Annotated in this window: 18 protein-coding genes; 9 read left to right on the forward strand and 9 right to left on the reverse strand. The window is 49.7% G+C overall.

The genetic code is table 11. The features are described 5' to 3' along the window. Positions 1–184: 184 nt before the first annotated feature. From OGY37_RS07545 to OGY37_RS07555, 3 genes are all read right to left on the reverse strand, one after another. The gene (locus OGY37_RS07545; protein WP_126318108.1) at positions 185–667 is read right to left on the reverse strand and encodes a GNAT family N-acetyltransferase; all 483 of its coding nucleotides are present in this window, start codon (positions 665–667) and stop codon (positions 185–187) included. After that, positions 655–921, reverse strand: coding sequence for a type II toxin-antitoxin system TacA family antitoxin (locus OGY37_RS07550; RefSeq protein ID WP_008784769.1), 267 nt, complete (start codon positions 919–921; stop codon positions 655–657). The genes OGY37_RS07545 and OGY37_RS07550 overlap by 13 nt, the downstream gene beginning before the upstream one ends. 153 nt (positions 922–1074) lie before the next feature. Next, positions 1075–3057 carry an alkyl/aryl-sulfatase gene (locus OGY37_RS07555; RefSeq protein ID WP_286620470.1) on the reverse strand — a complete coding sequence of 661 codons (1983 nt, stop codon included), beginning with the start codon at positions 3055–3057 and terminating at the stop codon, positions 1075–1077. Between the two features lie 255 nt (positions 3058–3312). On the opposite strand from OGY37_RS07555, the gene OGY37_RS07560 reads away from it, so the two are divergent. Beyond that, positions 3313–3699 carry a KPN_03583 family lipoprotein gene (locus tag OGY37_RS07560; protein WP_286620472.1) on the forward strand — a complete coding sequence of 129 codons (387 nt, stop codon included), beginning with the start codon at positions 3313–3315 and terminating at the stop codon, positions 3697–3699. 116 nt (positions 3700–3815) lie between these two features. Here OGY37_RS07560 and OGY37_RS07565 read toward each other — a convergent pair whose 3' ends face one another. Both OGY37_RS07565 and OGY37_RS07570 read right to left on the reverse strand, forming a co-directional pair. Next, entirely contained in the window at positions 3816–4445 is a 630-nt protein-coding gene (locus OGY37_RS07565; protein WP_003832974.1) for a winged helix-turn-helix transcriptional regulator, read from the reverse strand. A gap of 237 nt (positions 4446–4682) precedes the next feature. Then, on the reverse strand, positions 4683–5870 hold the full coding sequence (locus OGY37_RS07570; protein ID WP_149280934.1) for an OmpP1/FadL family transporter: 1188 nt from the start codon (positions 5868–5870) through the stop codon (positions 4683–4685). Positions 5871–6503: 633 nt separating this feature from the next. Between OGY37_RS07570 and OGY37_RS07575 the strand changes: the two genes are divergently transcribed. The 5 genes from OGY37_RS07575 to OGY37_RS07595 all read left to right on the forward strand — a co-directional run bounded on the left by OGY37_RS07575 (position 6504) and on the right by OGY37_RS07595 (position 16717). Beyond that, positions 6504–11837 (forward strand): peroxidase family protein, encoded by a 5334-nt coding sequence (locus OGY37_RS07575; RefSeq protein ID WP_286620475.1) that lies wholly within the window; start codon positions 6504–6506, stop codon positions 11835–11837. A gap of 10 nt (positions 11838–11847) precedes the next feature. Then, positions 11848–13587 (forward strand): type I secretion system permease/ATPase, encoded by a 1740-nt coding sequence (locus tag OGY37_RS07580; RefSeq protein WP_286620478.1) that lies wholly within the window; start codon positions 11848–11850, stop codon positions 13585–13587. After that, positions 13587–14915, forward strand: a complete 1329-nt coding sequence (locus OGY37_RS07585) for an HlyD family type I secretion periplasmic adaptor subunit (RefSeq protein ID WP_353622286.1) — start codon at positions 13587–13589, stop codon at positions 14913–14915. The genes OGY37_RS07580 and OGY37_RS07585 overlap by 1 nt, the downstream gene beginning before the upstream one ends. A gap of 134 nt (positions 14916–15049) precedes the next feature. Beyond that, a complete protein-coding gene (locus OGY37_RS07590) occupies positions 15050–15337 on the forward strand; it encodes a VF530 family protein (protein ID WP_149384261.1) in 288 nt (95 codons plus the stop codon). Positions 15338–15349: 12 nt separating this feature from the next. Further along, positions 15350–16717: a glycoside hydrolase family 10-like protein gene (locus OGY37_RS07595; protein WP_286615620.1), complete on the forward strand. Its 1368-nt coding sequence runs from the start codon at positions 15350–15352 to the stop codon at positions 16715–16717. A gap of 96 nt (positions 16718–16813) precedes the next feature. Here OGY37_RS07595 and OGY37_RS07600 read toward each other — a convergent pair whose 3' ends face one another. From OGY37_RS07600 to hdeB, 4 genes are all read right to left on the reverse strand, one after another. Continuing rightward, the gene (locus tag OGY37_RS07600) at positions 16814–18085 is read right to left on the reverse strand and encodes a type II toxin-antitoxin system HipA family toxin (protein ID WP_149384259.1); all 1272 of its coding nucleotides are present in this window, start codon (positions 18083–18085) and stop codon (positions 16814–16816) included. Further along, a complete protein-coding gene (locus OGY37_RS07605; protein ID WP_126318102.1) occupies positions 18078–18392 on the reverse strand; it encodes a helix-turn-helix domain-containing protein in 315 nt (104 codons plus the stop codon). The genes OGY37_RS07600 and OGY37_RS07605 overlap by 8 nt, the downstream gene beginning before the upstream one ends. A gap of 179 nt (positions 18393–18571) precedes the next feature. Further along, complete coding sequence (locus tag OGY37_RS07610; protein WP_148361974.1) at positions 18572–20515, reverse strand: methyl-accepting chemotaxis protein; 1944 nt, start codon at positions 20513–20515, stop codon at positions 18572–18574. 155 nt (positions 20516–20670) lie between these two features. Continuing rightward, the gene (hdeB, locus tag OGY37_RS07615) at positions 20671–21000 is read right to left on the reverse strand and encodes an acid-activated periplasmic chaperone HdeB (protein ID WP_003019999.1); all 330 of its coding nucleotides are present in this window, start codon (positions 20998–21000) and stop codon (positions 20671–20673) included. 401 nt (positions 21001–21401) lie between these two features. On the opposite strand from hdeB, the gene OGY37_RS07620 reads away from it, so the two are divergent. From OGY37_RS07620 to OGY37_RS07630, 3 genes are read left to right on the forward strand one after another with little or no spacing between them, the layout of a single operon-like run. Then, the gene (locus OGY37_RS07620; protein WP_003020002.1) at positions 21402–22268 is read left to right on the forward strand and encodes a MurR/RpiR family transcriptional regulator; all 867 of its coding nucleotides are present in this window, start codon (positions 21402–21404) and stop codon (positions 22266–22268) included. A 14-nt stretch (positions 22269–22282) separates the two neighbouring features. After that, a complete protein-coding gene (gene ddpX / locus OGY37_RS07625) occupies positions 22283–22870 on the forward strand; it encodes a D-alanyl-D-alanine dipeptidase (protein WP_286620484.1) in 588 nt (195 codons plus the stop codon). A gap of 15 nt (positions 22871–22885) precedes the next feature. After that, the gene (locus OGY37_RS07630) at positions 22886–24448 is read left to right on the forward strand and encodes an ABC transporter substrate-binding protein (RefSeq protein WP_286620487.1); all 1563 of its coding nucleotides are present in this window, start codon (positions 22886–22888) and stop codon (positions 24446–24448) included. Positions 24449–24468 lie beyond the last annotated feature (20 nt).

Below are 24468 nucleotides of genomic sequence, written 5' to 3' on the forward strand. Positions count from 1 at the left end.
CAAAACTGTTAGCGCTGTTGAGGCGTCATTATTGAGCAGCACAAGGATGACCATAAAACAGCAGATTCCGCCTTTATTTATTTTAGTGCGCATAATGTATATTATGTTAAATGCAATTGCTGCGTACTCAGTTGAGACTCCATGTGGCCCACGTTTGGCCATTGACCTCCTCTGCTCATTACAATCATGAAAGCCTGAGGAACAGAGTTCGTTCCTGCAGTTGAGATGCTTTGAATCCGTGGTGAAGATAAAAACGTTTAGCTTCGTCTGTGAGCGCATGTACCATAACGGCACGCACGCCAATATTTTCTGCCACTTTGTAACACCGCAGTACCGCATCGTGAAGCAGATCGGCCCCTAACCCTTTTCCACGAACAGAAAGATCTACGGCCAATCTGGCAAGGATAATTACGGGGATTGGATCTGGCATGTTACGCCGAAGATTGCCTGTTGCTTCTGTGTGGTTGACGCTACCTGTGGCCAGTGAATAAAAGCCAGCGACTTGTCGCGTGTCTGTTTTGCAGACAACAAACGTCCTGGCTGCGCCGAGAGCCTGATTTTTTAGCCCTTTTTGCTTTAACCAATCATCGAGAATAATTTCTCCGCTGACAAATTCCGCCAATCGATGAATGTGAGTTAGAGGCTCAGGTGCGGTTACAAATCCCACTGTGGTTTCCTTGCCAGTAGCTTCCTGATAGCGGGATCTTCGGCAACCGGAGCATCAAGCATCTCGATAAACTCAGCGTATTGTTCATCATTAAAATTAAACACTCGGCGATCGAGAATAACGTTCTCTGCCGCCTGGCAGGCCATTTCCAGAATAAAGTCTGTACGCGATTTATGTAGAATCTCTGCGGCCGCATCAATAAGCGCGCGTTGGGATTCTTTAGCTCTAAGGTTTAGCTGGACATCTGATTTCATTATTAAGCCTCTTGTATAGCAATTGCTTTACAAGCATATCATAAGGCTTATGTATAGCAACTGCTATACAGCATCGTTCAACTCAATACTCTGATAAGCAACAATAAAAAACCCGCCAGTGCTGGCGGGTTATGGCATGGTTTGTCTCTACAGTTAAGGCGTTACCATGTTAAACCAGAAATCAAAGCTATCTAAATACCCGAGGAACTCATCAAGCTTGGCATGATTGCCGGAAATTTGTACATCACCCTTCTCTTCTGCCTGTTTCAGCGATTCTTCCTTGAGAATGATTTTGTTCAACGTTGCACGGTTAAGCGAAATGGAGGCGTCAGCATTGCTGGCCTGTGTATCAGCGCTATGGTTAAGAACACCGTTTTCCAGTTCCAGTTTGTATTTACCGCTGTCAGCACCTAAATCGACGTTGAAGACTGCCTGCGCATTTGCCGCTTTTTCTCCGTTAATATGTACCGCGAGATAATCAAAGAACATCTCAGGTGACATGGCTTTAACGGTATCCGGGCTGGCGGTATTTGGCGTCGCGCCTTTCACCACACCGTTGCGTAATTCTTGTGCACCAGTCAGATAAAAATTACGCCATGGACCGGACTCAGCCTGATAACCCATTTGCTCAAGGGCATCTGCTTCCAGATTACGGGCTTCTCTATTGCTCGGATCAGCAAAGACGATATTGTTAGTGACTTGCGCCACCCAACGGTAATTGCCTTGGGCGTAATCAGTTTTCGCTTTTTGCATGATTGCATCGGCGCCGCCCATATAATCGACATATTTCTTCGCGGCATCAACGGGCGGTAATTCATTCAGTGTTGCCGGATTACCGTTGAACCAGCCGAGGTAAAAGACATACGTTGCTTTCACATCATGGCTGACAGAACCATAGTATCCGCGGCTGGCCCATGATTTTTCCAGACCAGACGGCAGTTTGAAGTTAGCGGCGATTTCGTCACGGGTCAGCCCCTGGTTAGCCATGCGCAGCGTCTGATCGTTGATGTAACGGTACATATCACGCTGACTTTTCATTAACTTCACCACATTTTCATTACCCCAGGTCGGCCAGTGATGCTGAGCAATAATAATGTTTGCCTTTCCCCCCCAGCGGCCAATAACGTCATTGATATATTTTGACCATGCCAGCGGATCGCGGATCTTCGCGCCACGTAATGAATAAGTGTTATGCAGCGTATGGGTGACATCCTCTGCAGCTTCGATCATTCCCTTCTCTTCTACATACCACAGCATTTCAGAAGGTGCTTCCGATCCCGGCGCCATCATGAAGTCATAGGTTAGACCGTCGATAACTTCTTTCTGCCCGGTGTGGGTAATATAGTTAGTGGGTTCAATCAGCGTGACCGTACCGGCGGAGGTTGTCGTCCCCAGACCCGCACCGACCTGACCTTTTGCATCCGGTTTCAACAGATTGCCATACATGTAACTAGCTCGGCGACTCATGGCGTTACCTGCCATAATATTTTCAGATACAGCTTCCTTCATAAAACCAGCCGGTGCATATACCTTCACTTTACCGGATTTCACATCCGCTTCATCAATCACGCCGCGGACACCACCGTAGTGGTCAACATGGCTGTGCGTATAAATGACGGCAACAACGGGTCTTTTACCGCGATTCTTATAATAAAGGTCCATTCCCACTTTCGCGGTTTCTGCAGATACCAGCGGATCAATGACCGTAATACCCTCTTTCCCTTCCATAATTGTCATATTCGAGAGATCAAGATTACGGATTTGATACACGCCATCAGTGACCTGGAACAAACCGCCAATATTGATCAACTGCGACTGACGCCACAGGCTTGGATTAACCGTGTCGGGGGCTTTTTCGCCCTCTTTGATAAAGGCATATTGCTGAGGGTCCCAGACAACATTTCCCTGCTTCCCTTTAATCAATTCACTGGGAAGCGGAGCAATAAAACCTTTATGTGCGTTCATAAAATCGGTTTTATCAGTGAATGGCAATTGACCATATAAGGCGTCATTCGCACTTTTGGTCTGAGCAGTCGCATCTTTTGCCCCTTCCTGTGCCAGTGCAGGCAGTGAAATTAATGATGTTGAACAAACACCGGCTACAGCCAGATAACTCATTAGTTTATTTAGTTTCATAAATCCTCAGCTAATAATATATTTTCAAGAAGAAAGAAACACTGCTTCTTTGATTGTTGATAATTTCTCGCAATGCCGTATTTATCAGGTTGCCATGATTCAATGCTCATAGGCTAACATGACATTATTAAACCAGGTGATGAAATGACATTTAATTTTAAATTTTCTTTTGTTTTTATTTAAACAAAACACCAGTAGACACATGACTGTTTAAAAAGATAATGACTGGCATTCATTTTCTTCAGAACACTAAATATGCGTACACTCTATCTACTTCTCATCGCTGGGATACTTGCTGGCTGTAATACTTCTCCCCCAGAGAGAGTTGTTAAAATCAATAAGATGATGATCCCTGTTGTCCAGGCTCAACCCGAGTCAAAACCAACTAGTGACTCGGCATCCCTGTCCTTATATCAGGATAATAAACAGCAAATTGAAAACGTCACGAGTTCATTAAAAAATGAATATCTTCATGAGGTTAAGCCAAGAGAGATGTTTGACGTTCATAGCCAGGCATACCAGGTTTATGCTTCTTTAACCAAGCTCGAACAAATGCAGCAAATGAACAATTTTTATTATAAGGAGCATAATCAAACAGGACTGTTAAGCATTAATCAGTCCGTGAACTCTCTTATTGAATAACAAGAAATCCTCCTCATAAAATGATGAGGAGGATTTCTTACGATTGATATATAGCATGCCACTACAATAGAATATTAAATTTAGATAATCGATTTGTAACTTGTTTGTGGGTTTATTTAAAATCGCTCAGGCAATTTATTGATGGAAGTAAGATACCCTCCGCGTTCAAAATCAATATACCCTCCTTTTTTTAACGCAGACACAACATTTAAAACACTGCTGCGCGATAAGTGGGTCCGATCCTGAATATAATCTAAAATAGAGACTCGCGTGCGCGTCTCTTCCGGCAACAAAATCATCTCTTCGAGGTGGTTACGTATCACTGAATAAGTACGCTGCTGTACGACTAAATCATCACGATAAAAGAGATAGCCCGTATGATATGAAAGCACTGCCGCCGCATCTTCCCACAAGCCTTGTTGATGAAAGAGTTCTCGTGCTTTATCGGCATCGACGCGTAATAATGTTGACTCAGCTTCAGCGCGCAATAAATGGCCGTGTACCGGTTGGATCATTTCGGCAATACCGAACAGATGGGGTTCATAGACGGTCACGATTAACAGACCATCAGAAGAACGTAAAATAGACAGCTCCCCTTGCAAAAAAAGGTAGAGTTGAGGCTTATTCTTGTATTTCCACATGATACGCCGCCGCGGCACAACCTTCATCTTTTCTGCAATCGGTTCAAGTGCTTGCATTAAGCGTTGTATGCTTTGTTCTGGGCGTACCGGAGGTGAAATTTGCATAATCAAACCTGTATTATTTAGATTGAAAACAATATGCTTTTACCTATATTCCATGAAGGTAGTACAGATTCATATTAAAACCATAAATTGCTCAATAATAAAAGTAGAAATTTATTTTTATTTAAACGAGCGTGTGTGATAAGACCACCAGCAGACGGTTACCAGACACTGTCGGATAGATAATCCGCCATGGTGACTATTAACAATGCGTGAGATAGTTAATCGGGAATAACGGCGCTAGAATTGATAGCTGTAGTTGACACTGGCAAACCATAGCCACGGATTCTTATACTGGCCTGCAAAGATATCAGATTTGACATTAGACGACTGAATGTGCAAATACTCAACGGCAACGCCAATATTGCTGGCTGGCGTAATCTGGTACTGTGCACCGGTGGCAAGTCGCCATTCATCGCCGGTTGGCATCGAAAGCGCTACATCACTTTGCGATTTGTACGGTGAACTGTCATAGGCAATACCGGCATTAATGCGCCACTGCTCATCGGGATGATATTGCACGCCCAGCGCTGTATGCCATGTATCTTTCAGACGATTATCACGATCGCTTTGCTGACCATTTATTGTAATCTGCGGGCTGCCAAACTGGCTCCAGTCCTGCCAGCCAAGATCGCCCATCACTGACCATTGACTGTTGATATCGTGAACCAGACTAAACATCACCTGCTGCGGAGCACGGACCTGTGTGGAGATCGGCAGATCATATCCAATATTAGGTATATTGGGGAAACGTGCCGTCCCGTCAATATTGAAATGATAATCAGTCTTGCTGGTCCAGGTTACTCCCGCCCGCGTTTTGTCGGTTAAATCCATTAATAAGCCAAGGTGGTAATTCATCGCCCAATCATGATCGCTTTGTTTCTCATCGTGGCCATCGACATCTCTGCTTAGCGAAAGAAAACCATAGTTTAGCCCTGCAGCTGCGCCAACCGACACCTTATCACTTAGTTTCCATGCAACGGCGGGACTCAGCGTCATCGCAACCATGGTACTTTGTTTAATTAACCGATCCCCTGCCCAGTTGCCGAAGTCGATACCTAACCCATAGTTGCCGTACAAACCCAAACCGGCAGAAACGGTATCACTCAGCCGTTGCGTATAAAACATGCTGGCATTGGGGAAAAGCGTCATTACATTACCGGGGCTTTGCCTTCCATCTGTCGTATTGTTCAGCGTATAGGGAATATCTCCGCCCATCGCCTGTAATCCTCCGCTGACCATATGGTCAGGTAAACGGGTCATCCCCGCAGGGTTCGTTAACAGCGTAGAGGCATCCTGAGCACGAGCGGCCTGCCCTGCACCAGCCAGTGCGGTATCCTCCGTTCCGACTTCATAGAAGTAGAGCGCACTGGCGTGACCGACTGACGAAAAAATCATCCCGGAGAGAAAAATTATATTTTTTTTCATTGCATTACCTGTTTGGAGGGGGCGTTCTTTACTAAACGTAGGGTCAGCTATCACACTATATTGATTTATGCTAATAGCATAATCAGGCATCAGGAATGATGTCGTGTTAAATTTCATCCAATATTAAATTTTATAATTCAACACAATGACATCTTAAAAGTCGACTTAATGAGAATTCTTCTTAAGAAGAGATTTGACATAAATTCTAATGTAAAGAAATGAAAATTTAATCTTTTCATAATAAAGTATGAGTGAAGTCGCCAACGGAAAAACCATAGTTATGATCATCACATAACTGTAATATGCGTTTTAAAAAGTAAAACCTTTACAGCCTTGAGGAGACCTTGTCTTCTCAAAACTGCGTGTCTCGAATATACCTTTAATTTCAATGGGGCACGAAGACCATCAACCGCTCAAACCTAATATATAAGTGAGGTGCATATCTTACTGTGCTAACTAAATTTCAGGAGAATAATGCTAATCAAGTCGTAGATACTTCATTTTTTTAAATATGGAGTTTTAATCATGTAATAACAATCAGGTATCTTATACGACTCATTCTTCTGTCAGTTTTTGTAAGTGGAAGAAAAGAGTGATGATAGCTAATACAGGTAAAGATAGGGGTAATGACTTATGGCCTCACAATATGACTTTACTGTCACTCTGCACGATCTTGCTTTTATTCTTAAGCAGATCAAAATATCCGAAGCGGCAACTAACCCGGATGGTAGCGTTAATGCTGAATTGCTTAGAGAATTAGTTTCCAGTCCGCTATTGCCTTATGGACTTCGCACGGTAGATGGTTCATGGAATAATCTTCTACCAGGCCAGGAGTTATATGGCTCTGCCGACCAGACAATGCCGAGATTAACCGCGTTAAACTGGCAAGATGCGGACCAAATGACCAGTTATATCCAAATTGGTGGCACCGTTATTGATGCCGACCCACGTATTATTAGTAACTTAATTTCCGATCAAACGGCATCTAACCCAGCCGCACTGGAGGTATTTAACGCGTTAAAAGATGCTCCCGGCGGGGGGACTATTACAGGAGACGGAGAAACGTTATCCATTCCTAATCAGTCTCCCGATATCGGTCTCTCCCCTGCTTTTAACGGCTGGATGACCTTCTTTGGCCAGTTTTTTGACCACGGTCTGGATTTGATTCCCAAAGGCGGCAACGGTATCGTTTTCATTCCGCTACAGCCGGATGACCCTTTATATGTGGAAGGGTCGTCGACAAACTTTATGCTATTAACCCGGGCAACGGTGGATGAAAACCGAGAGACAGTAAACCTGACGACCCCCTTCATCGACCAAAACCAAACCTACACCTCCCATCCTTCACATCAGATTTTCATCCGCGAATACGTCATTATTGATGGGAAACCTGAGCCTACCGGGAATTTATTAGGCGGTGCGAACGGTGGACTGGCGACCTGGGCCAACGTTAAAAACCAGGCTGAAACTCTGCTAGGCATTAAACTCACCGATCAGGATGTGTTTAATGTTCCCCTGCTGGCAACGGATCGCTACGGTAATTTGATTTTAAGTGAAAATGGAAAGGTACAGATTGTTACCACCGGGGGACTGGTTGAAGCAAACGGCGGTCTGTTGCCTGAGGGAACATTCCGCACCGGCCATGCGTTTCTTGATGATATTGCGCATACTGCCGCGCCCAAAGTGGGTCTGCTGGCAGATGATGACACTGCGATTGGGGGCGAAGGAGCGCAACCGGCAGGAACCTATGATAACGAACTGCTCGATCGTCACTTTATTACCGGTGACGGGCGTGGGAACGAAAATATAGGTTTAACCGCGGTGCACGCCGTTTTTCACAGCGAGCATAACCGTCTGGTTGAGCAATATAAAACAACACTGCTGGAAACCGGTGATATCGACCTCATTAATCAGTGGTTGATGCCCAATCATCAAATCACGGAATTACCTGCCGATACCAGTACGCTGGTATGGAACGGTGAGTACTTATTCCAGGCAGGCCGCTTCTCCACGGAAATGCAATATCAGCACCTCGTATTCGAGGAGTTTGCCCGTACCGTACAACCCGCCGTCGATCCGTTTGTTTTCTCCAACACGGCGGATATAAACCCGATGATCTTTGCCGAGTTTGCGCATGTGGTTTACCGTTTCGGGCATTCAATGCTGACAGAAACCGTGGCGCGCACCGACATTGATATGCAAAGCGGTGATATTGACCTGATTTCAGCATTCCTGAATCCGGTAGCATTTAATCAAATCAACGGGGCCACCGTCACGGACGATCAGGCTATTGGCGCAATTGTGCGTGGTATGACGCGTCAGGTGGGTAACGAAATTGATGAATTTATTACCGATGCGCTGCGTAATAATCTCATCGGCCTGCCCCTCGATTTAGGCGCGCTTAATATAGCCCGTGGCCGTGACACCGCAATGCCGACGCTGAACCAGGCCCGCGAGCAGTTTTTTGCATTAAGCGGTGATAGTCAACTGAAGCCTTATACCAGTTGGGCTGACTTTACTACCTACCTGAAAAATCCCGCTTCAATCATTAACTTTATGGCCGCCTATGGTCAGCATGAGCTGATCCTCAATGCCACCAGCCTTGAAGGTAAGCGTGCAGCGGTAAACTTCCTGTTGTTTGGTGATGCTAACAATGCCCCGCCTGCGGATGCGATGGATTTCTTTAACAGTACCGGAGCGTGGGCAACCAAAGAGACCGGCCTGAATATGGTCGATTTCTGGATTGGCGGGCTGGCAGAGCGCAAAAATGAATTTGGCGGCATGCTCGGCTCAACCTTCAACTTCGTCTTTGAAACACAAATGGAAATGCTTCAGGACGGCGATCGTTTCTACTATCTGAGCCGCGTTCAGGGACTGAACTTACTCAATGAACTGGAGGCCAACTCGTTTTCCGCGCTGGTAATGCGTAACAGCGATCTTGGTGATGAGGGATCCTCCCACCTGCCCGCTAATCTGTTCCAGACACCGGACCATATTTTTGAAGTGAACCGCGTGCTGCAAACGGAAATCGACCCGAAATGGGGTAATCCGCTGAAGGATCTGCTCTCGCCGTTGTTGGTGCGTCGCGACCCAGGAGTGGATGTTGACGGCGATAGTTTTGCCGATGGCGGGTATCTGAAATATACCGGCGATGGGCATGTGGTGCTTGGAGGGACGGCAGGCAATGATACGTTAATCGGCGGTAAAGGGATCGACAGTCTGTGGGGTGATGGCGGAGATGACCGACTGGACGGCGGCGACGAAGCAGACGTGGTCCATGGTGGTGACGGTGATGACATTATTACCGATACCGGTACGCCTGTTGGTGATGCGGACTTCCTGCACGGTGATGCCGGACATGACGTTATCTTCTCCGGTAACGGAAACGATCTGGTCTTTGGTGGCAGCGGTAGCGACTTCGTGGTGGTCGGCGAAGATGCGCAGGAGGTCTTCTCGGGTCAGGATAACGACTTTGCGCTTGGCGGCTCGGGTGGTGATTTCCTGATGGGCAACGAAGGCGATGACTGGCTGGAAGGCGGCGACGGGTTTGACACGCTGGCGGGTGACAACTCTGAGTTGTTCTTCAACAGTACCATTATCGGTCACGATGTCCTCAACGGTCAGGGTAACGACACCGACTACGATGGCGAAGCCGGTGACGACATCATGATTCAGGGCGCGGGGATCCAGCGCAATAATGGCATGGCCGGTTTCGACTGGGCTATCCATAAAGGCGACCCAAATGGCGCTAACTCTGACCTTGGGATCCCTATTTTCGTCAACCAGCAGGAGTTTATTCTACGCGACCGTTTTGATCTTGTTGAAGGGCTGTCGGGCTGGAAATACGACGATATCCTGACCGGGACAGAACAGCCGATAGGTACTGCGCCTGTTCAGGGCGTTCCCCTCTCTAACAACCTGACCCAGGAAGGTGCGGACCGTATCACCGGTTTACAGGCTATTCTCGGCGTAGAGCGTTCTACAAATCCGAACGCGGTACTACTGAACCCTGATGATGGTAGCGATATTTTACTCGGCGGTGGCGGTAGCGACCGCATTATGGGTAAAGCCGGTAACGATATCATTGATGGTGATGCATGGCTCAACGTGCGTATTGCCGTTACAGGTATGGCGGGACTCACCAGCGCCGAAGGTATGGCCGAACTGAAATCGTACATGCTGGCCGGCACGCTGAAACCGAATCAGCTGTCGATTGTGCGAGAAATCCTGCATGAAGGTAACGGCACGGAAACTGACGTCGCGGTGTACCGTGATGTCAGCAGCAACTATGTCTTTACCCGTATGGCGGACGGTAGCCTGCGCGTCGATCACGCCACGCCGGATGCCGCGCTGAACCTGAATGATGGCATCGATCGTCTGTTGAACATCGAAAAACTGGAGTTTGGCGATGGGAAGCAGCTGTGGGTGACGGCGCAGCAAGCGACGGGCGATCTGACCATCAGCAATCCTAACCCTTCGGTGGGCGACCTGCTGCGCGTCAACGTGGCGAACTTGCTGGATGGTAACGGCCTGGCGGCGGATGTGGCCATCACCATGACCTGGCAGGCATTCGTCAACGGCCAATGGCGAGACCAGGCAACCGGTGTTGAGTTCAGAGTGCCTGGCACTATTCAGGGTGCTCCGCTGCGTGTGGTAGCCAGTTTTAACGACCGCATGGGTGACGCTGAAACCCTGGTGTCGGCACAAACTCAGGCGATCCTACCGCGAAATCAGGCCACGACCGGTGTGCCGGTAATTAACGACCTCACCCCAACTGAAAGCCTGACGCTGACCGCGGTGGTTTCAGGCATTGCTGACGCCGATGGTCTGAGCGGCGGTAATTTCACTTATCAATGGAGAATGAGTTCGCCAACCGGATTCGTCAACATTAACGGTGCGACTTCCGCCACCTATACGCCGGGTCAGGCTATGGTTGGCAGAACGTTGCAGGTGGTCGTTACCGTCGTCGACGATGAAGGCAACCCCCCTGTTGTCCTGACGTCGACCACCACCCAGCCCGTGGGCGATCTGATTGTGGGTACCAACGGGGCTAACACCCTCGTCGGCACTGCCTGGAGCGATATCCTACGCGGTGAAGGCGGTAATGACACCTTACTCGGCGGTGCAGGTGACGATCTGCTCATCGGCGGTGCGGGAAACGACAACCTCTCTGGTCAGGCGGGGCAAGATATTCTGCAAGGTGATGCTGGTAATGACACGCTTGATGGCGGGCTTGGTGCCGACAGTATGACCGGTGGTACGGGCGATGATACCTACATCGTTGATGATTTCGGTGATGTAGTTATCGAAGGTGTGAATGGCGGCACGGACGTTGTCCGAACCAACCTTAGCAGCTACGACCTCACCGATAACGTGGAAGAACTGGTATTTACCGGCAGCGGCAGTTTTATCGGTACCGGTAATGCCATTGCGAACACCATTACGGGAGGGACCGGTAACGACTATCTGTTCGGTATGGGCGGTAACGACCAGTTGTTTGGTGGTATCGGGAATGACTTCCTCGATGGCGGAGATGGCGCTGATAACCTGCAAGGCGGAGTTGGTAACGACGTCATGATTGGCGGTGCGGGAGCGGATACCCTCTCCGGCGGTAGCGGGGACGATATTCTTAATGGTCAGGAAGGTAACGACATTCTGGACGGTGGTGCCGGGAGCGATATCTTCGCCTTTGGTGCCAATTTTGGGCAGGACCGAATTACCGGTTTTGACAGTAACCCCAACGGCGGGCAGGACTTCCTTGATCTCGTCTTGTTAGGTATCAACGCGGGTAATTTTGCCAGCAGCGTGTCTATCACCGGAAACAATGGCAACACCATTGTGACTATCGGTACAGATACCATCACATTGGTGGGCGTCAATTCGAACACCGTGAATATTGGTGACTTTTATCTGGAAATGCCCACTACCCTTGCCAGTAACAATGGCAATAGTTCATTGATCGTATAAGGAGAAGACTATGTCGCGCCAGCATATGCCAACAGAACTGAATGATGCATTAAAGGGAACGAAACCCACTTTTCTGATGCTGTTGTTTTTTAGTTGTGTGATTAATATGCTTATGCTGGCGCCGGCAATTTATATGCTACAGGTTTACGACCGTGTGCTGGTCAGTAAAAATACCACCACGCTGTTAATGTTGACCTTATTGATTGTCGGCTTGTACATCGTTATTGCCATGATTGAATCTGCCCGCGCGCAGGTTATGGTCAGGCTTGGCAACCAGCTTGATATTAAGCTAAGCCAGTTGGTTTTTAACGCAGCCTTTAAAAGAAAGATGGTTACCGGTGATAACAACCCGGCGCAATCTTTAGCCGAATTGGATCAGGTTCGTCAGTTTCTTTCCGGGAATAGCCTGTTCGCCTTACTGGATATTCCCTGGACGCCAATATATCTGTTCATCGCCTTTTTGGTCCATCCCCTGCTGGGATATCTTTCTCTCGGCGGAATAACATTATTATTTATTCTGACGTTGGTATCTGAAATCTCTACCAAGCGCCCGATTCAGCAAGCGCACGCCTTAACCATTAACAATGCCAGCAAACTGAATAAACAGCTGCAAAACGCCGATGCCATTGAAGCGATGGGGATGCTTTCGACCCTGAAGTCCAACTGGCAGGAGCAACATAACAAAGTGCTGGCGCTACAAACGCAGATTGCCGACAAAACGGCCGGGTTAAGCAGTCTCAGCCGCTTTGTGCGGGTGTTGCTGCAATCTATTGCGCTGGGCGCCGGGGCTTTACTGGTGATCGGCGGCCATATTACTCCGGGCCTGATGATCGCCGCCTCGATCATTCTTGGCCGCGTCCTCAACCCGGTAGAACAAGTCATTGGCAGCTGGAAGCAGTTCGTGCAGTTTCGTAGCGCGTGGCATCAGCTCTCAACCTTGCTGAAGGAGTATCCGGCTCCGAAAGAGGTACTGACCCTGCCGCGTCCTAACGGCAACATCAGCGTCGAAAGCGTCTTCGCCGCAGCCCCCGGCCAGCCTTCCCCGCTACTGCGTAATATCTCATTCCAGCTGGAGCAAGGTGAAGTTCTGGGGATTATCGGCCCCTCAGCCTCAGGGAAAACCTCGCTGGCAAAGGTTCTGGTTGGCGTCTGGAAACCGCTATCAGGGAAAGTCAGATTAGACGGCGCAGATATTTGTCAGTGGGATAAAGCGCTGCTGGGCCCGTCTATTGGCTATCTGCCGCAGGATGTGGAACTGTTTGACGGTACCATCGCGCAAAACATTGCCCGCTTCGCGCAGAATGACAGTGAGCTTATCGTCGCCGCCGCATTACTGGCAGGCGTTCATGAGATGATCCTGCGCTTGCCACAAGGTTATGACACGCTGTTGGGCGCAGGTGGATACCAGCTCTCCGGCGGGCAGCGGCAGCGCATCGGGCTGGCACGCGCCGTGTATAACAATCCTGCATTCATCGTGCTTGATGAACCGAATGCCAATCTTGACGATGCGGGCGAATTTGCACTCGTTAAAGCCATCAATACCCTGCGTTCCCAGGGACAAACCACCGTCATTATCTCACACCGCCCGACGCTGCTCGGCGTGGTCAATAAGGTTTTGCTGCTTAACGATGGCGCTATACAGGAGTTTGGTACCCGCGATCAGGTTTTTGCCCATTTGCGTCAGGCCAACGTACTGAAACCAGTGGCTACGCCTTCTCCATCCACGACTGAACAGCAACGTGAGGCCTGATGATGAAAAAGAAATCTGAGAACGCGGCCTCTGCTGGCGTTGATACTAATATCTGGTCGCCGATTATCCGGGGCGTGATCGTCATTGTGCTTGGTGTCGGTAGTTTTATCCTCTGGGCAGTGCAAGCGCCGTTAGATGCGGGCGTGGTTGCCGATGGTACGGTAACCGTATCGAGTAACCGCAAAACCATTCAGCATCTGAGCGGCGGTCGGGTAACGGATATCTTTATCAAAGAAGGCGACTTCGTGAAGAAAAATCAGGTCCTCGTCCGGTTGGATAAAATGCAGCTTGAAATGCGTTTCAGCGCGTTAAATGCCCAGTATATTTCTGCAAAAAGTATCGAAGATCGCCTGTTGGCAGAACGCGATGGCCTGGATGCGATCGTCTTTAATACGACGCTGACGCAGCAATTATCTGGCAATAAACGGCTGGCAGAAGTCAGAAATCTGCAGGCTAAACTTTTCGATACCCGTCGCAAAACGATTCAGGATGAACTGTCGATGATTCAGGAAACGCTCGATGGTCTGGTAGGGCAAACGGATAATCTCAATAAAATAAAAGGCTATCGCGACCACCAGTTTTCTCTGATTAACCGGGAGTTAGGGGCTATTCGCGCGCTAAGCGAAAAAAACTATTATCCCAAAGCGCAATTACTGGTGCTGGAGCGCGAGGCGGCAGAAATATCTGGCAGCGTTTCAGAAGATATTCTTAACATTGCCAAACTGAAATCGCAGCAAAACGAATTAAAAATTAAAGCCTACCAGGTGCGTCATCAATATTTACGTGAAGTTGAGTCTGAACTGACGGAAAACCAAAAAGAAGTGGCAATGCTGGAGGATGAACTGGCGTCCACCCGTCACGAGCTGGATAACACCGAGATCCGCTCGCCGATTAACGGCATCGTGCTGGATGTTAAAGTCAGTACCGTTGGCGGCGTCATCCAGCCTGGAGAACATTTAATGGATATCGTTGCCGCCGGGCAACCGATGCAAATCGATGCCAAAATACCGGTGCACGCCATTGATAAACTGGTCCCCGGTTTAACCGTTGATGTGCTATTCCCTGCCCTTAACCACGCGCTGTTACCGTCGGTCCCGGCCCGGGTTCTCACCATCTCGGCGGACCGCTTAATTGATGAAGCCACTCAGCAGCCTTACTACCTTGCGGAAGTACAGGTTTCAGCAGAGGGTGCGCGTTTGCTGGGCGATTACAAAATTAAAGCGGGAATGCCCGCCAGCGTGACGATCAAGACCGGTGAACGAACCCTGATGAGTTACCTGTCTAAACCGTTGATTGCCCGTCTGGAACTGGCTTTTAAAGAGTATTGAGCCATCCATTGCCGGTATGGCGTACGGCTTGTCGCGCCATACCGCTTTCTGCCGTTGCTGGCAGCTTTGCTTTCTTGTAACCTTCTTCCCGTCTCACTACTGACAAAATCTGGAACCACTGAACTGGACTTCATATGAATGCTCATATTTCTAAAGACCCTTTACATGGCGTAACGCTTGAAATGCAGGTCAATGCCCTGGTTGAACGTTATGGTTGGGCTGAACTGGCGCAACGCATTAATATCAACTGCTTTAAAAATGAACCGAGCGTTAAATCCAGTCTGAAGTTTCTGCGCCGTACGCCGTGGGCGCGGACAGAAGTTGAAGCGCTGTACCTTGATTCGCTGCATGACCTGGCCTCAAACAACACCCCCGAACCGGCCTTCGATCCCTGGGCTAACAGCCGCAATAAAAAGAAATAAGAGCAAAATCAGATGGCAGCATCCGGTTTCTTTTCAGGAAATTATCAGAAAAAACTGGCGAAGATTCTCGCCCGTTCTCGTGCCAGACTACCGCTGACCAACATGAAATGGTTTGCTGTACTTGTGGGCAGTATGTTGTTACTTGGCAGCTGTTCTTCACAACCACCCGGTTACAAGACCACTCCGCTACCTCCGGTGAGCAAACCCCAGCAGAGCAAGGAGCCAGTGCGCGGGATCTGGCTGGCGACGGTTTCACGTCTTGACTGGCCGCCGATTTCATCCGTGAACATCAGTTCGCCTGCCCTACGCATCAGCCTGCAGCAAAAAGCGCTGACGGATAAGCTGGACAACCTGAAACGGCTTGGTATTAACACCGTTTTTTTCCAGGTTAAGCCCGATGGGACCGCATTGTGGAAGTCAAAAATTCTACCGTGGTCAGATACCCTGACCGGCACGATTGGCCAGGATCCGGGTTACGATCCGCTGCAGTTTATGCTCGATGAAGCGCATAAGCGCGGAATGAAAGTTCATGCCTGGCTTAACCCCTATCGCGTGTCCGTAAACACCAAACCTTCGACGGTCACTGAATTAAACAGCACGCTGTCACAGACGCCGTCCAGCGTATACGTCCTGCATCGGGACTGGATCCGCACTGCGGGCGAGCGTTTTGTGTTAGACCCCGGTATTCCCGACGTGCGCGACTGGATCACCAGCATCGTGGCGGAAGTGGTTGAGAATTACCCGGTTGACGGTGTGCAGTTTGATGATTACTTCTATACCGAATCTCCCGGCTCTGCGCTCAACGACAGCCAGACCTTCAGAAGATACGGTCAGGGGTTCGCTTCCAAAGCTGACTGGCGGCGCGATAACACGCAAAGGTTGATTGCCCAGGTATCGCGGACCATCAAGAAACTCAAGCCTGAAGTCGAGTTTGGCGTTAGTCCTGCGGGCGTGTGGCGCAACCGTTCGCACGATCCAGCGGGCTCCGACACGCGCGGCGCCGCAGCGTATGATGAGTCGTATGCAGACACCCGCCGTTGGGTGCAATTAGGTTTGCTGGATTACATTGCACCGCAACTCTACTGGCCTTTTGCCCGTGACGCAGCGCGTTACGATGTACTGGCAAAATGGTGGGCAGATGTCGTGAAATCAACCAACACTCGCCTCTACATTGGTGTAGCTCTGTATAAAGTCGGTGAACCATCGAGAAAAGAGCCGGACTGGACGGTAAAAGGCGGTGTGCCGGAACTGAAAAAGCAGCTCGATTTAAACGAATCCGAACCGTACATCAACGGCACGATCCTGTTTCGCGAAGATTATCTTAATCAACCGCAAACGCAGGAAGCTGTGACCTATATTCGCAATCGTTGGGGACGTTAATGGTTGTCCTCTGGTCAGTTTAGCGGGGAAATGTAGCGGGGAAACCTTGCCCCGCTCAGCTTTAATTTTCCGGGAAGTGTTGCGGCCGTATCTGCGTCACCGGGACATTAGCCGGCGGACATTATCATTAATTTGTTTCTGAATCGTCTTCAGCGTAGATAGCGTTATCTGATCGGGGTATTTGTCCCTGGCGATAGCGCTCAATGCAGTGGCAAAGTGACAGACTTTTTCGATTATGCCGTTCACATGGTCAGCAGATAACTCAGCTTCCTGAACGCCAAGCGACTGAAGGTGCTTTCTTTCGATATCCAGCGCCTCTCCCAGCACGTCCATTTGGTGATACCCACCTGGCCCTTCGCACCAGGTGACGTCGTAAGCCGGAGCCAGAGTCCAGTTTCCATCGGCTGACATTAAATAGGCAAAATTCTTCGGATGATCGTCGCGGTTGTTAAAAGCCACGTTGAAAACCACGCGTTCGAACGCTTTTGCCTTTTCTCTGACATCATTGGTACAAATCTGCGTGGCGCGCAGAAAATCCCGGTAGTCTAAAGCGCCGGGTATCTGGTAATTTGCCCCGGTAAGTGCCGCCAGGCTCTGCATAGGAATTCGTGTCGACTGGTCACGGTCGAAACGGCGAGTGGCAAATGCCGCCTGTCCGCCGGGCAGATTGAAATACGCCGTATCAGGCGTTGTGATCCCACATTGGCGCAAGCATTCAGCATAAACCGCTTCGATGGCGCATACCTCAGCATGCTCATGCCTGGCGGGAAATTTAATCAACCAGCTTTCGCTCCCGGGTAGCGGCACCGTGGTGAAGTTAGACGTGACAGTGTCACGATAAAGTAGCGCCTTAGGCCTTGCTCCTTGTGGCGAACCGCCCATCTGGAGCAGTTTGTGCAAAAATTCCCCGCCTTCACCGCTCAGGACTTCCTGAACCTCAGCGGCCAGTTGTTCGAGAGGAACATCCTCTTTTGAAAGCATCTCGACATCTGACTGAACGGGCTGGAATGTCATGGCGCCCATCGCGTTGTTGCCGACCCAGGTTAAACGCTCTAATGGACCTATGCGTGCTGCGTTGAGTCCGCGGCGTTTAAATAATCGGTCCATCAACAGCATGCCCCAGCCGTCAGGCAGCGAATCATAGACCGGTCCGGGTAATCCTAACTGATGAGCCGGGAAATCCCTGCGCAAACGAGGACCGTTCAGCGGTAACATCAGACGGGACAGCTCCAGGCCCCTACGTAAGGCGTCTTCACTGTATTCAAAGGCGATCAACGGACGTCCGGTCAGGGCTGTGGAAGACACCAGTTTTCCCCACAGCCATTTTTCACCCCAACCTTCATAGAAGACATCAACTTGTTCAGGCATCAGAATTTTTCCTTTTGATCCGCTGGCGCGTTGCGCTCTTTTCGTAACGCAAAATATCATCCAGACTATCAATCCTGGGTTTGAATAACTCCTCAAGCGCATCGCCATAGCCTAACACCATTGCGACTTTGACCAGATTCTCAAATCCTACATTCTTACCTGTTTCCAGATTTGAAACGGTATTCACACCGACACCTGAACGCGCGGCAACATCAGCCTGCGTCATTTGCCGCGCGAGTCGTTCTTTACGCAATCTGTCACAAAGTAGTTTGACGATATCAGCAGCTGTATTGAGCGTTAAATCCATAATATTGGCCCTTATAAGAATAAAAGCTACTTTACACCCAATATTATAGAGTTAAATTATGGGGAATTCAAAATCTTATAAAACACAATAAAAGGGAGTTAAACCGGAAAAATTTACTTAAAAGCCATTATACTGGAGTTATCCGGGCACAAGGTCTGTACCCGGATATGGTGTGGTTATCAGGCAACGGAAGGCTCAGGTAACCTGAAGGATGAGACCAGCAGTGCCAGCTGTTCCGCCTCCTCTTTCAGCGCCTGCGTCCGTGCTGCGGCATCATCAATTAACGAGGCATTCTGCTGAACGGTGCTGTCCATTTCGGTAACGGCCAGCGTGACTTCGGAAACGCCCTTACGTTGTTCTTCACCCGCAACGCGTATTTCCCCCATCAACTGGCGCACCTGACGCACATTGCTGACCAGTTCTCCCAGACGTTCGCCGGCAGTGTGGATTTGCTGACTTCCGCTACCTACATGAGAAACGGATTCATCAATCAACGTTTTAATTTCCTGGGCGGCGGTAGCACTGCGCTGAGCCAGCGTGCGCACTTCGGAGGCCACGACGGCAAACCCTCTGCCAGCATCCCCCGCTCTGGCGGCTTCAACCGCGGCATTCAGGGCGAGAATATTGGTCTGAAATGCAATGCTGTCGATGACTGCGACAATTTCCACCATTCTGCCGGATGAGGCGCTGACGTTATCCATTGTTGAGATCACGCCCTGCATCACATCGCCGCAGCGGTTGGCCGTTTGCGCGGTGCTATCGGATAGCTCATCCGCCAGTTGTGTATTACTGGCGTTTTGATGAACGGTCGCATTTAACTGTTCCATCGCCGCCGAACTCTCTTCCAGCGCAGCGGCCTGCTGCGTGACGCGAGATGAAAGCTCCATATTACTGTCAGCCAGGCTAACGGCGTTATTCGCTACCACTGTGCTACTGCTTCTGACGGTGATCAGGATGGCCGAGATTTTATCGACGAACAGGTTAAACGCCTCGGCGATAGCTGAAATCTCGTCTTTGCCACGAACATCCAGACGACGGGTAAGATCGCCTTCGCCCTGCGCGATGTCATCAAGTGCCTGCCGGGTATCATCAAGACGTGAAATCAGTCGACGAACCACCAGCCATGATCCCACCAGCAACAGCGTCATGATAGGGATCAATACTTCCAGAACATCCTGCATCATCACTTTGGCGAGACCGACGATGCGTGATTCAGGTGTCACCAGCCCCACGACCCAGCCGGTATCCGCCATCGGGAACAGCATTACCCGGGATGGCGTATTCAACACGTTGTCGTTCGCAAGCGTAATCGTCTTCACTCCATCCGCCGGGCGCAAGGATTTCAGACCGTTTTGCACCGGGATAAGCCACTGTGCGCTTTGCGCCAAATCGTTAATGGTTTTATATTTTGCCAGGTCGGCCTGCGGGAAATAGAGAATTTGTCCCTGCTTGTCTACCACAAACGCGTAACCACCGGTGCTGTTTCCCTGCTGCTGCATAAAAGTGGCGACGTTATCCAGACGGATATCGGTGGTAGCGACACCGGCAAACTTGCCCGCCTGTTGATAAGGCACGCTGCATGTCACCATGTTGACGCCTGAACTGGCATCCTGGTAAACGTCAGACCATAAACAGCTGTTTTGTGAATGGCCTTTGGCCAGTTGATACCAGCTTTCATTGTGGTATCCACTCGATCCTTCGACGTTATAATCATTGGAATACACCAGCTTTCCTTCAGCATTACGCGCCCAGAAAAAGCTTCTTTTCTCCACACCTGCGGTGAAGGCGTCTGGTTCTGGCCAGATGCCGCCGCCGGTAATAATCGAGTCTTTACCTTCACCAATAAGATGCGGAACAACGCTTTGGTACAGTGATTCATCGTTAGGCAACACTTCAGCCAGTCGCGACAGGCTGACGGTCTCACCTTCAATTCGGGACAATACGGTACTCAACTGACGGGTTAAACCTTGCCCTGTTTCTTCGATCAGAGCGGTGTTGATTTCAACGACGCGCGGCTGACCGCGCCAGAGCATAATCACCACGATAACAAGGCTCGTTACTGCAAGCAGCAGAATGCCGCCGATGGTTAAACGCGTTGAAATACGAGTAGGATACCAGGCCATACAAACTCCTTCTGCAAAAGGCTAACTTTTATCCAGTATCGGCACAGGCGTTTATATCTTTATAAAGTTTTCTTAAGTATTGCAAAACAAATTAGTGACAGTGTCACAAATAACAAAACCCAGCACTTTGGCTGGGTTTTAATAACAGTTAAATCTTATTTAGATAATTCTTTTTTGATTTCGTCTTTTATTTTACTTAATTCACTCTGCGGATGTTTCTTGCAAAGTTCAACGGTCAGAGGAACTGCAGTCGTAACGGTTTCGTTATAGTCGACGTAGTCACCACCTTTGAAGTCTTCGTCTTCATTGAGCACCCAGAAGGCCACCGGAGCCATAGTTTGTGGGTTTAAATCAATAAACTCCTGGCAGTTCATGCCTTTTGGAGTCACTTCAGTCTTAGCGTTATCTGTTGCTGCATTGACGCTGACACTGGTTAACAGCGCTGCGACCAGAATACCTGCTGTAGAAAGGGAGAATTTATTCATTGTAGTACTCCATTTATAATATAAATAATATCTACACTTGCGCTTAACACCGTTAATGTAGCTCGCGAAAAATAATACCCCTACCGTCATAAGAATAAAGATTGCTGTTATTGATATGGCTGAAATTTATATTTCCCATTACTGATTCTTATGTCTGAGGGATAAATGTTGCCCACAATGTGATCGTTCCGACGAAATCAGCAGATTCATACCCCTCTTCCTCTACCGTTGCACCAAAACTGAACTACGCTGCACAAATGTTGATCATTGGTTAATGAATATCGGTTGGTTTTTAACAAAAACAGCCGGCGTGCCGCTGTTACGCACATGGCACGCGTCCTGCATTGTTAATTCGCTAACAGAAATACGGTATCTGACAGGCAACTAACAGCGAGAAGGTAATGACAGCCAAACCAGAGTTATTTACCCGCATAGAGCAAACCTTTAGCCAGCTGACGCCCAGCGAAAAGCGCGTGGCCGGGTGGCTGTTAGCCCATGCTGTGCAGATCCCATTTGAAACCGCAGATGGCATCGCCAAAGCAACCGGCACCAGCGGCATTACCGTCGGACGTTATCTGCGTAAACTGGGCTTTCGTAACCTGGAGGATGCAAAAGCCAGTCTGCGTGAGCTTCCCGTTGTTCCCTATCAGCCCTGGGGAATGAACGAACGACTGGACTCCTGGCACCAGCAACAAAGCCTGCCGGATCGGGCGCATCAGTCGCTGTTGCTGGAGATCGACGCTATTACCCACGTCTATCAACTTGCCCAGGGTGAGACGTTTCTACGCATTGCGCAGCAGCTGGCGCATGCGGAAGCCGTATACATCCTCGGGATCCAGTCCACCCGCGGGATCGCCAACGCCTTTTTTAGTCACCTGGAATACCTGCGACCTAAAGTCAGCTACTCCGAAGGCCTTTCCGGCAGTTGGGTAGAGTCGCTGAACTCGGGATTCAGCCAGCCTTACGTGGTTATTACCGATATGCGCGCCTACTCCGCTATTTCGCGACAATATTGCCGCGTCGCCACAGAACGCTGTATTCCGCTGGCGCTCATTACCGATGTGTGGTGCCCATGGGCCAGGGATTATTCCATTGATTTACTTCAGGTAAAAACCGACACCGGGCATTTCTGGGACTCACTGGCACCGGTGAGCTGTCTGTTCAACTTATTACTTTCTGCTGTGGTGGCGCAACTGGGTGACGCCCTCGCAGGACGCCTGCAAACCAATCGCCAGTTACAACAACAATTTGGTCAATTCGAACAATAAACAGGAAACGTGCTATGTCAGAACTCCCAGAACTGGTCGATCTGTCGGTGATATTTCCGTCGCTGCATATCGATCTTAAATACGCTACTGCCGACAACATTACCGGCGCACCAATCTACCGGGAAGCGCGTTGTCTGTTGCACACTGAGGCGGTAACCGCGCTGGCTAAAAGCATCAGCATTGCGCAACTGGCCGGCCTGCAGCTTGTGGTGTACGACGCGTATCGCCCCCAGCAGGCGCAGGCGATACTGTGGAATGCCTGTCCCGACCCGCAGTATGTTGTCGATGTCGCGATTGGTTCCAATCACAGTCGCGGAACGGCCATTGACGTCACGTTGATGGACGATCGCGGCCATCTCCTTGATATGGGGGCCGGTTTTGATGAAATGCACGACCGTTCCCATGCCTGGCATCCGTCTGTTCCTCCGGCCGCGCAGCGTAACCGCCTGCTGCTCAATGCCATTATGTTTGGTGGCGGTTTTGTCGGTATTAATAGCGAATGGTGGCATTTTGAATTACCTGATGCCGCCCGTTACCCGCTGCTTGACGATCAAATAGATTGTTACACTGTCACGCCTATAACAACACAACATTCCCTTTAATTCTGGAGCCTGGTTATGAAGACTACACCTGCGTTAAACGCGTTTTTTCGCCCCGCTCTGATAGCCGCTGCGTTAGCATTTGCCCTGCCCGCCGCTCAGGCTGCCGTTCCCAAAGATATGTTAGTGATTGGTAAAGCCGCCGATCCGCAGACGCTCGACCCCGCCGTAACCATCGATAACAACGACTGGACGGTCACCTATCCCTCTTACCAGCGGTTGGTCCAATACAAAACCGACGGAGGTAAAGGCTCCACGGAAGTTGAAGGTGATTTAGCCAGCGGCTGGAAGGCCTCTGACGATCAGAAAGAGTGGACGTTTACCCTGAAAAACGATGCCAAATTCGCCGACGGAACGCCGGTAACGGCAGATGCGGTAAAGCAATCCTTTGAACGTTTGCTCAAAATTGGTCAGGGACCTGCGGAGGCTTTCCCGAAGGATCTGAAGGTCGACGTCATTGATAACAACACGGTGAAGTTTACCCTCAGCCAGCCGTTTGCCCCGTTTCTGTATACGCTGGCAAATGACGGTGCCTCAATCATTAACCCGGCCATCTTAAAAGAGCATGCCGCAGACGATGCCCGCGGATTCCTGGCGCAGAACACGGCGGGTTCCGGGCCATTCATGCTGAAGAGCTGGCAAAAGGGACAACAACTGGTGCTGGTGCCGAACCCGCATTATCCCGGGGCTAAACCGACATTTAAGCGTGTCTCAGTCAAAATCATTGGTGAAAGTGCCTCCCGTCGCCTGCAACTGTCGCGTGGCGATATCGACATTGCCGATGCGCTGCCTGTTGACCAGCTTGCCGCTTTAAAACAGGAAGGCAAAGTGAACGTGGCGGATTATCCCTCATTGCGCGTGACCTATTTGTATCTCAACAACAGTAAGGCCCCGCTCAATCAGGTGGATTTACGCCGTGCTATCTCGTGGGCCACCGATTATAAAGGCATGGTCAACGGGATCCTGAGCGGCAATGGAAAGCAAATGCGTGGCCCGATCCCTGAAGGTATGTGGGGTTTTGACGATAAGGCCATGCAGTACAGCTTCGATGAAGCCAAAGCGAAAGCCGCGTGGGACAAAGTTGCCAGCAAACCTGAAAGCCTGAGCTTCCTGTACTCTGATAATGACCCTAACTGGGAACCTATCGCACTCGCCACCCAGGCAAGCCTTGGCAAACTGGGCATTAAGGTGAAACTGGAAAAACTGGCAAACGCCACCATGCGTGACCGCGTGGGCAAAGGCGATTACGACATTGCCATTGGCAACTGGAGTCCGGACTTCGCCGACCCGTACATGTTTATGAACTACTGGTTTGAGTCAGATAAGAAAGGCTTGCCGGGTAACCGTTCGTTCTATGAAAACGGTGAGGTCGATAAGCTCCTGCGTAGCGCGCTGGCCACGACCGATCAGGTTGCCAGAACCAATGACTACCAGCAGGCGCAAACCATCGTGATTGATGAAGCGGCCTACGTCTATTTATTCCAGAAAAACTATCAGTTGGCGATGAACAAAGACGTCAAAGGATTTGTATTCAACCCCATGCTGGAACAGGTCTTCAATATCTCCACCATGAGTAAATAAGCCACGTTTATGCGGAGCCG

The organism is Citrobacter sp. Cpo030 (assembly GCF_030333005.1).
Classification (GTDB): Bacteria; Pseudomonadota; Gammaproteobacteria; order Enterobacterales; family Enterobacteriaceae; genus Citrobacter; species Citrobacter portucalensis.

Coding starts and splice junctions, on each gene's coding strand:
- OGY37_RS07580 (WP_286620478.1), top strand. CDS start 11,848: ATGTCGCGCCAGCATATGCCAACAGAACTGAATGATGCATTAAAGGGA.
- OGY37_RS07605 (WP_126318102.1), bottom strand. CDS start 18,392: ATGGATTTAACGCTCAATACAGCTGCTGATATCGTCAAACTACTTTGT.
- OGY37_RS07585 (WP_353622286.1), top strand. CDS start 13,587: ATGATGAAAAAGAAATCTGAGAACGCGGCCTCTGCTGGCGTTGATACT.
- OGY37_RS07630 (WP_286620487.1), top strand. CDS start 22,886: ATGAAGACTACACCTGCGTTAAACGCGTTTTTTCGCCCCGCTCTGATA.
- ddpX (WP_286620484.1), top strand. CDS start 22,283: ATGTCAGAACTCCCAGAACTGGTCGATCTGTCGGTGATATTTCCGTCG.
- OGY37_RS07560 (WP_286620472.1), top strand. CDS start 3,313: ATGCGTACACTCTATCTACTTCTCATCGCTGGGATACTTGCTGGCTGT.
- OGY37_RS07590 (WP_149384261.1), top strand. CDS start 15,050: ATGAATGCTCATATTTCTAAAGACCCTTTACATGGCGTAACGCTTGAA.
- hdeB (WP_003019999.1), bottom strand. CDS start 21,000: ATGAATAAATTCTCCCTTTCTACAGCAGGTATTCTGGTCGCAGCGCTG.
- OGY37_RS07575 (WP_286620475.1), top strand. CDS start 6,504: ATGGCCTCACAATATGACTTTACTGTCACTCTGCACGATCTTGCTTTT.
- OGY37_RS07555 (WP_286620470.1), bottom strand. CDS start 3,057: ATGAAACTAAATAAACTAATGAGTTATCTGGCTGTAGCCGGTGTTTGT.
- OGY37_RS07595 (WP_286615620.1), top strand. CDS start 15,350: ATGGCAGCATCCGGTTTCTTTTCAGGAAATTATCAGAAAAAACTGGCG.
- OGY37_RS07600 (WP_149384259.1), bottom strand. CDS start 18,085: ATGCCTGAACAAGTTGATGTCTTCTATGAAGGTTGGGGTGAAAAATGG.
- OGY37_RS07550 (WP_008784769.1), bottom strand. CDS start 921: ATGAAATCAGATGTCCAGCTAAACCTTAGAGCTAAAGAATCCCAACGC.
- OGY37_RS07565 (WP_003832974.1), bottom strand. CDS start 4,445: ATGCAAATTTCACCTCCGGTACGCCCAGAACAAAGCATACAACGCTTA.
- OGY37_RS07610 (WP_148361974.1), bottom strand. CDS start 20,515: ATGGCCTGGTATCCTACTCGTATTTCAACGCGTTTAACCATCGGCGGC.
- OGY37_RS07620 (WP_003020002.1), top strand. CDS start 21,402: ATGACAGCCAAACCAGAGTTATTTACCCGCATAGAGCAAACCTTTAGC.
- OGY37_RS07570 (WP_149280934.1), bottom strand. CDS start 5,870: ATGAAAAAAAATATAATTTTTCTCTCCGGGATGATTTTTTCGTCAGTC.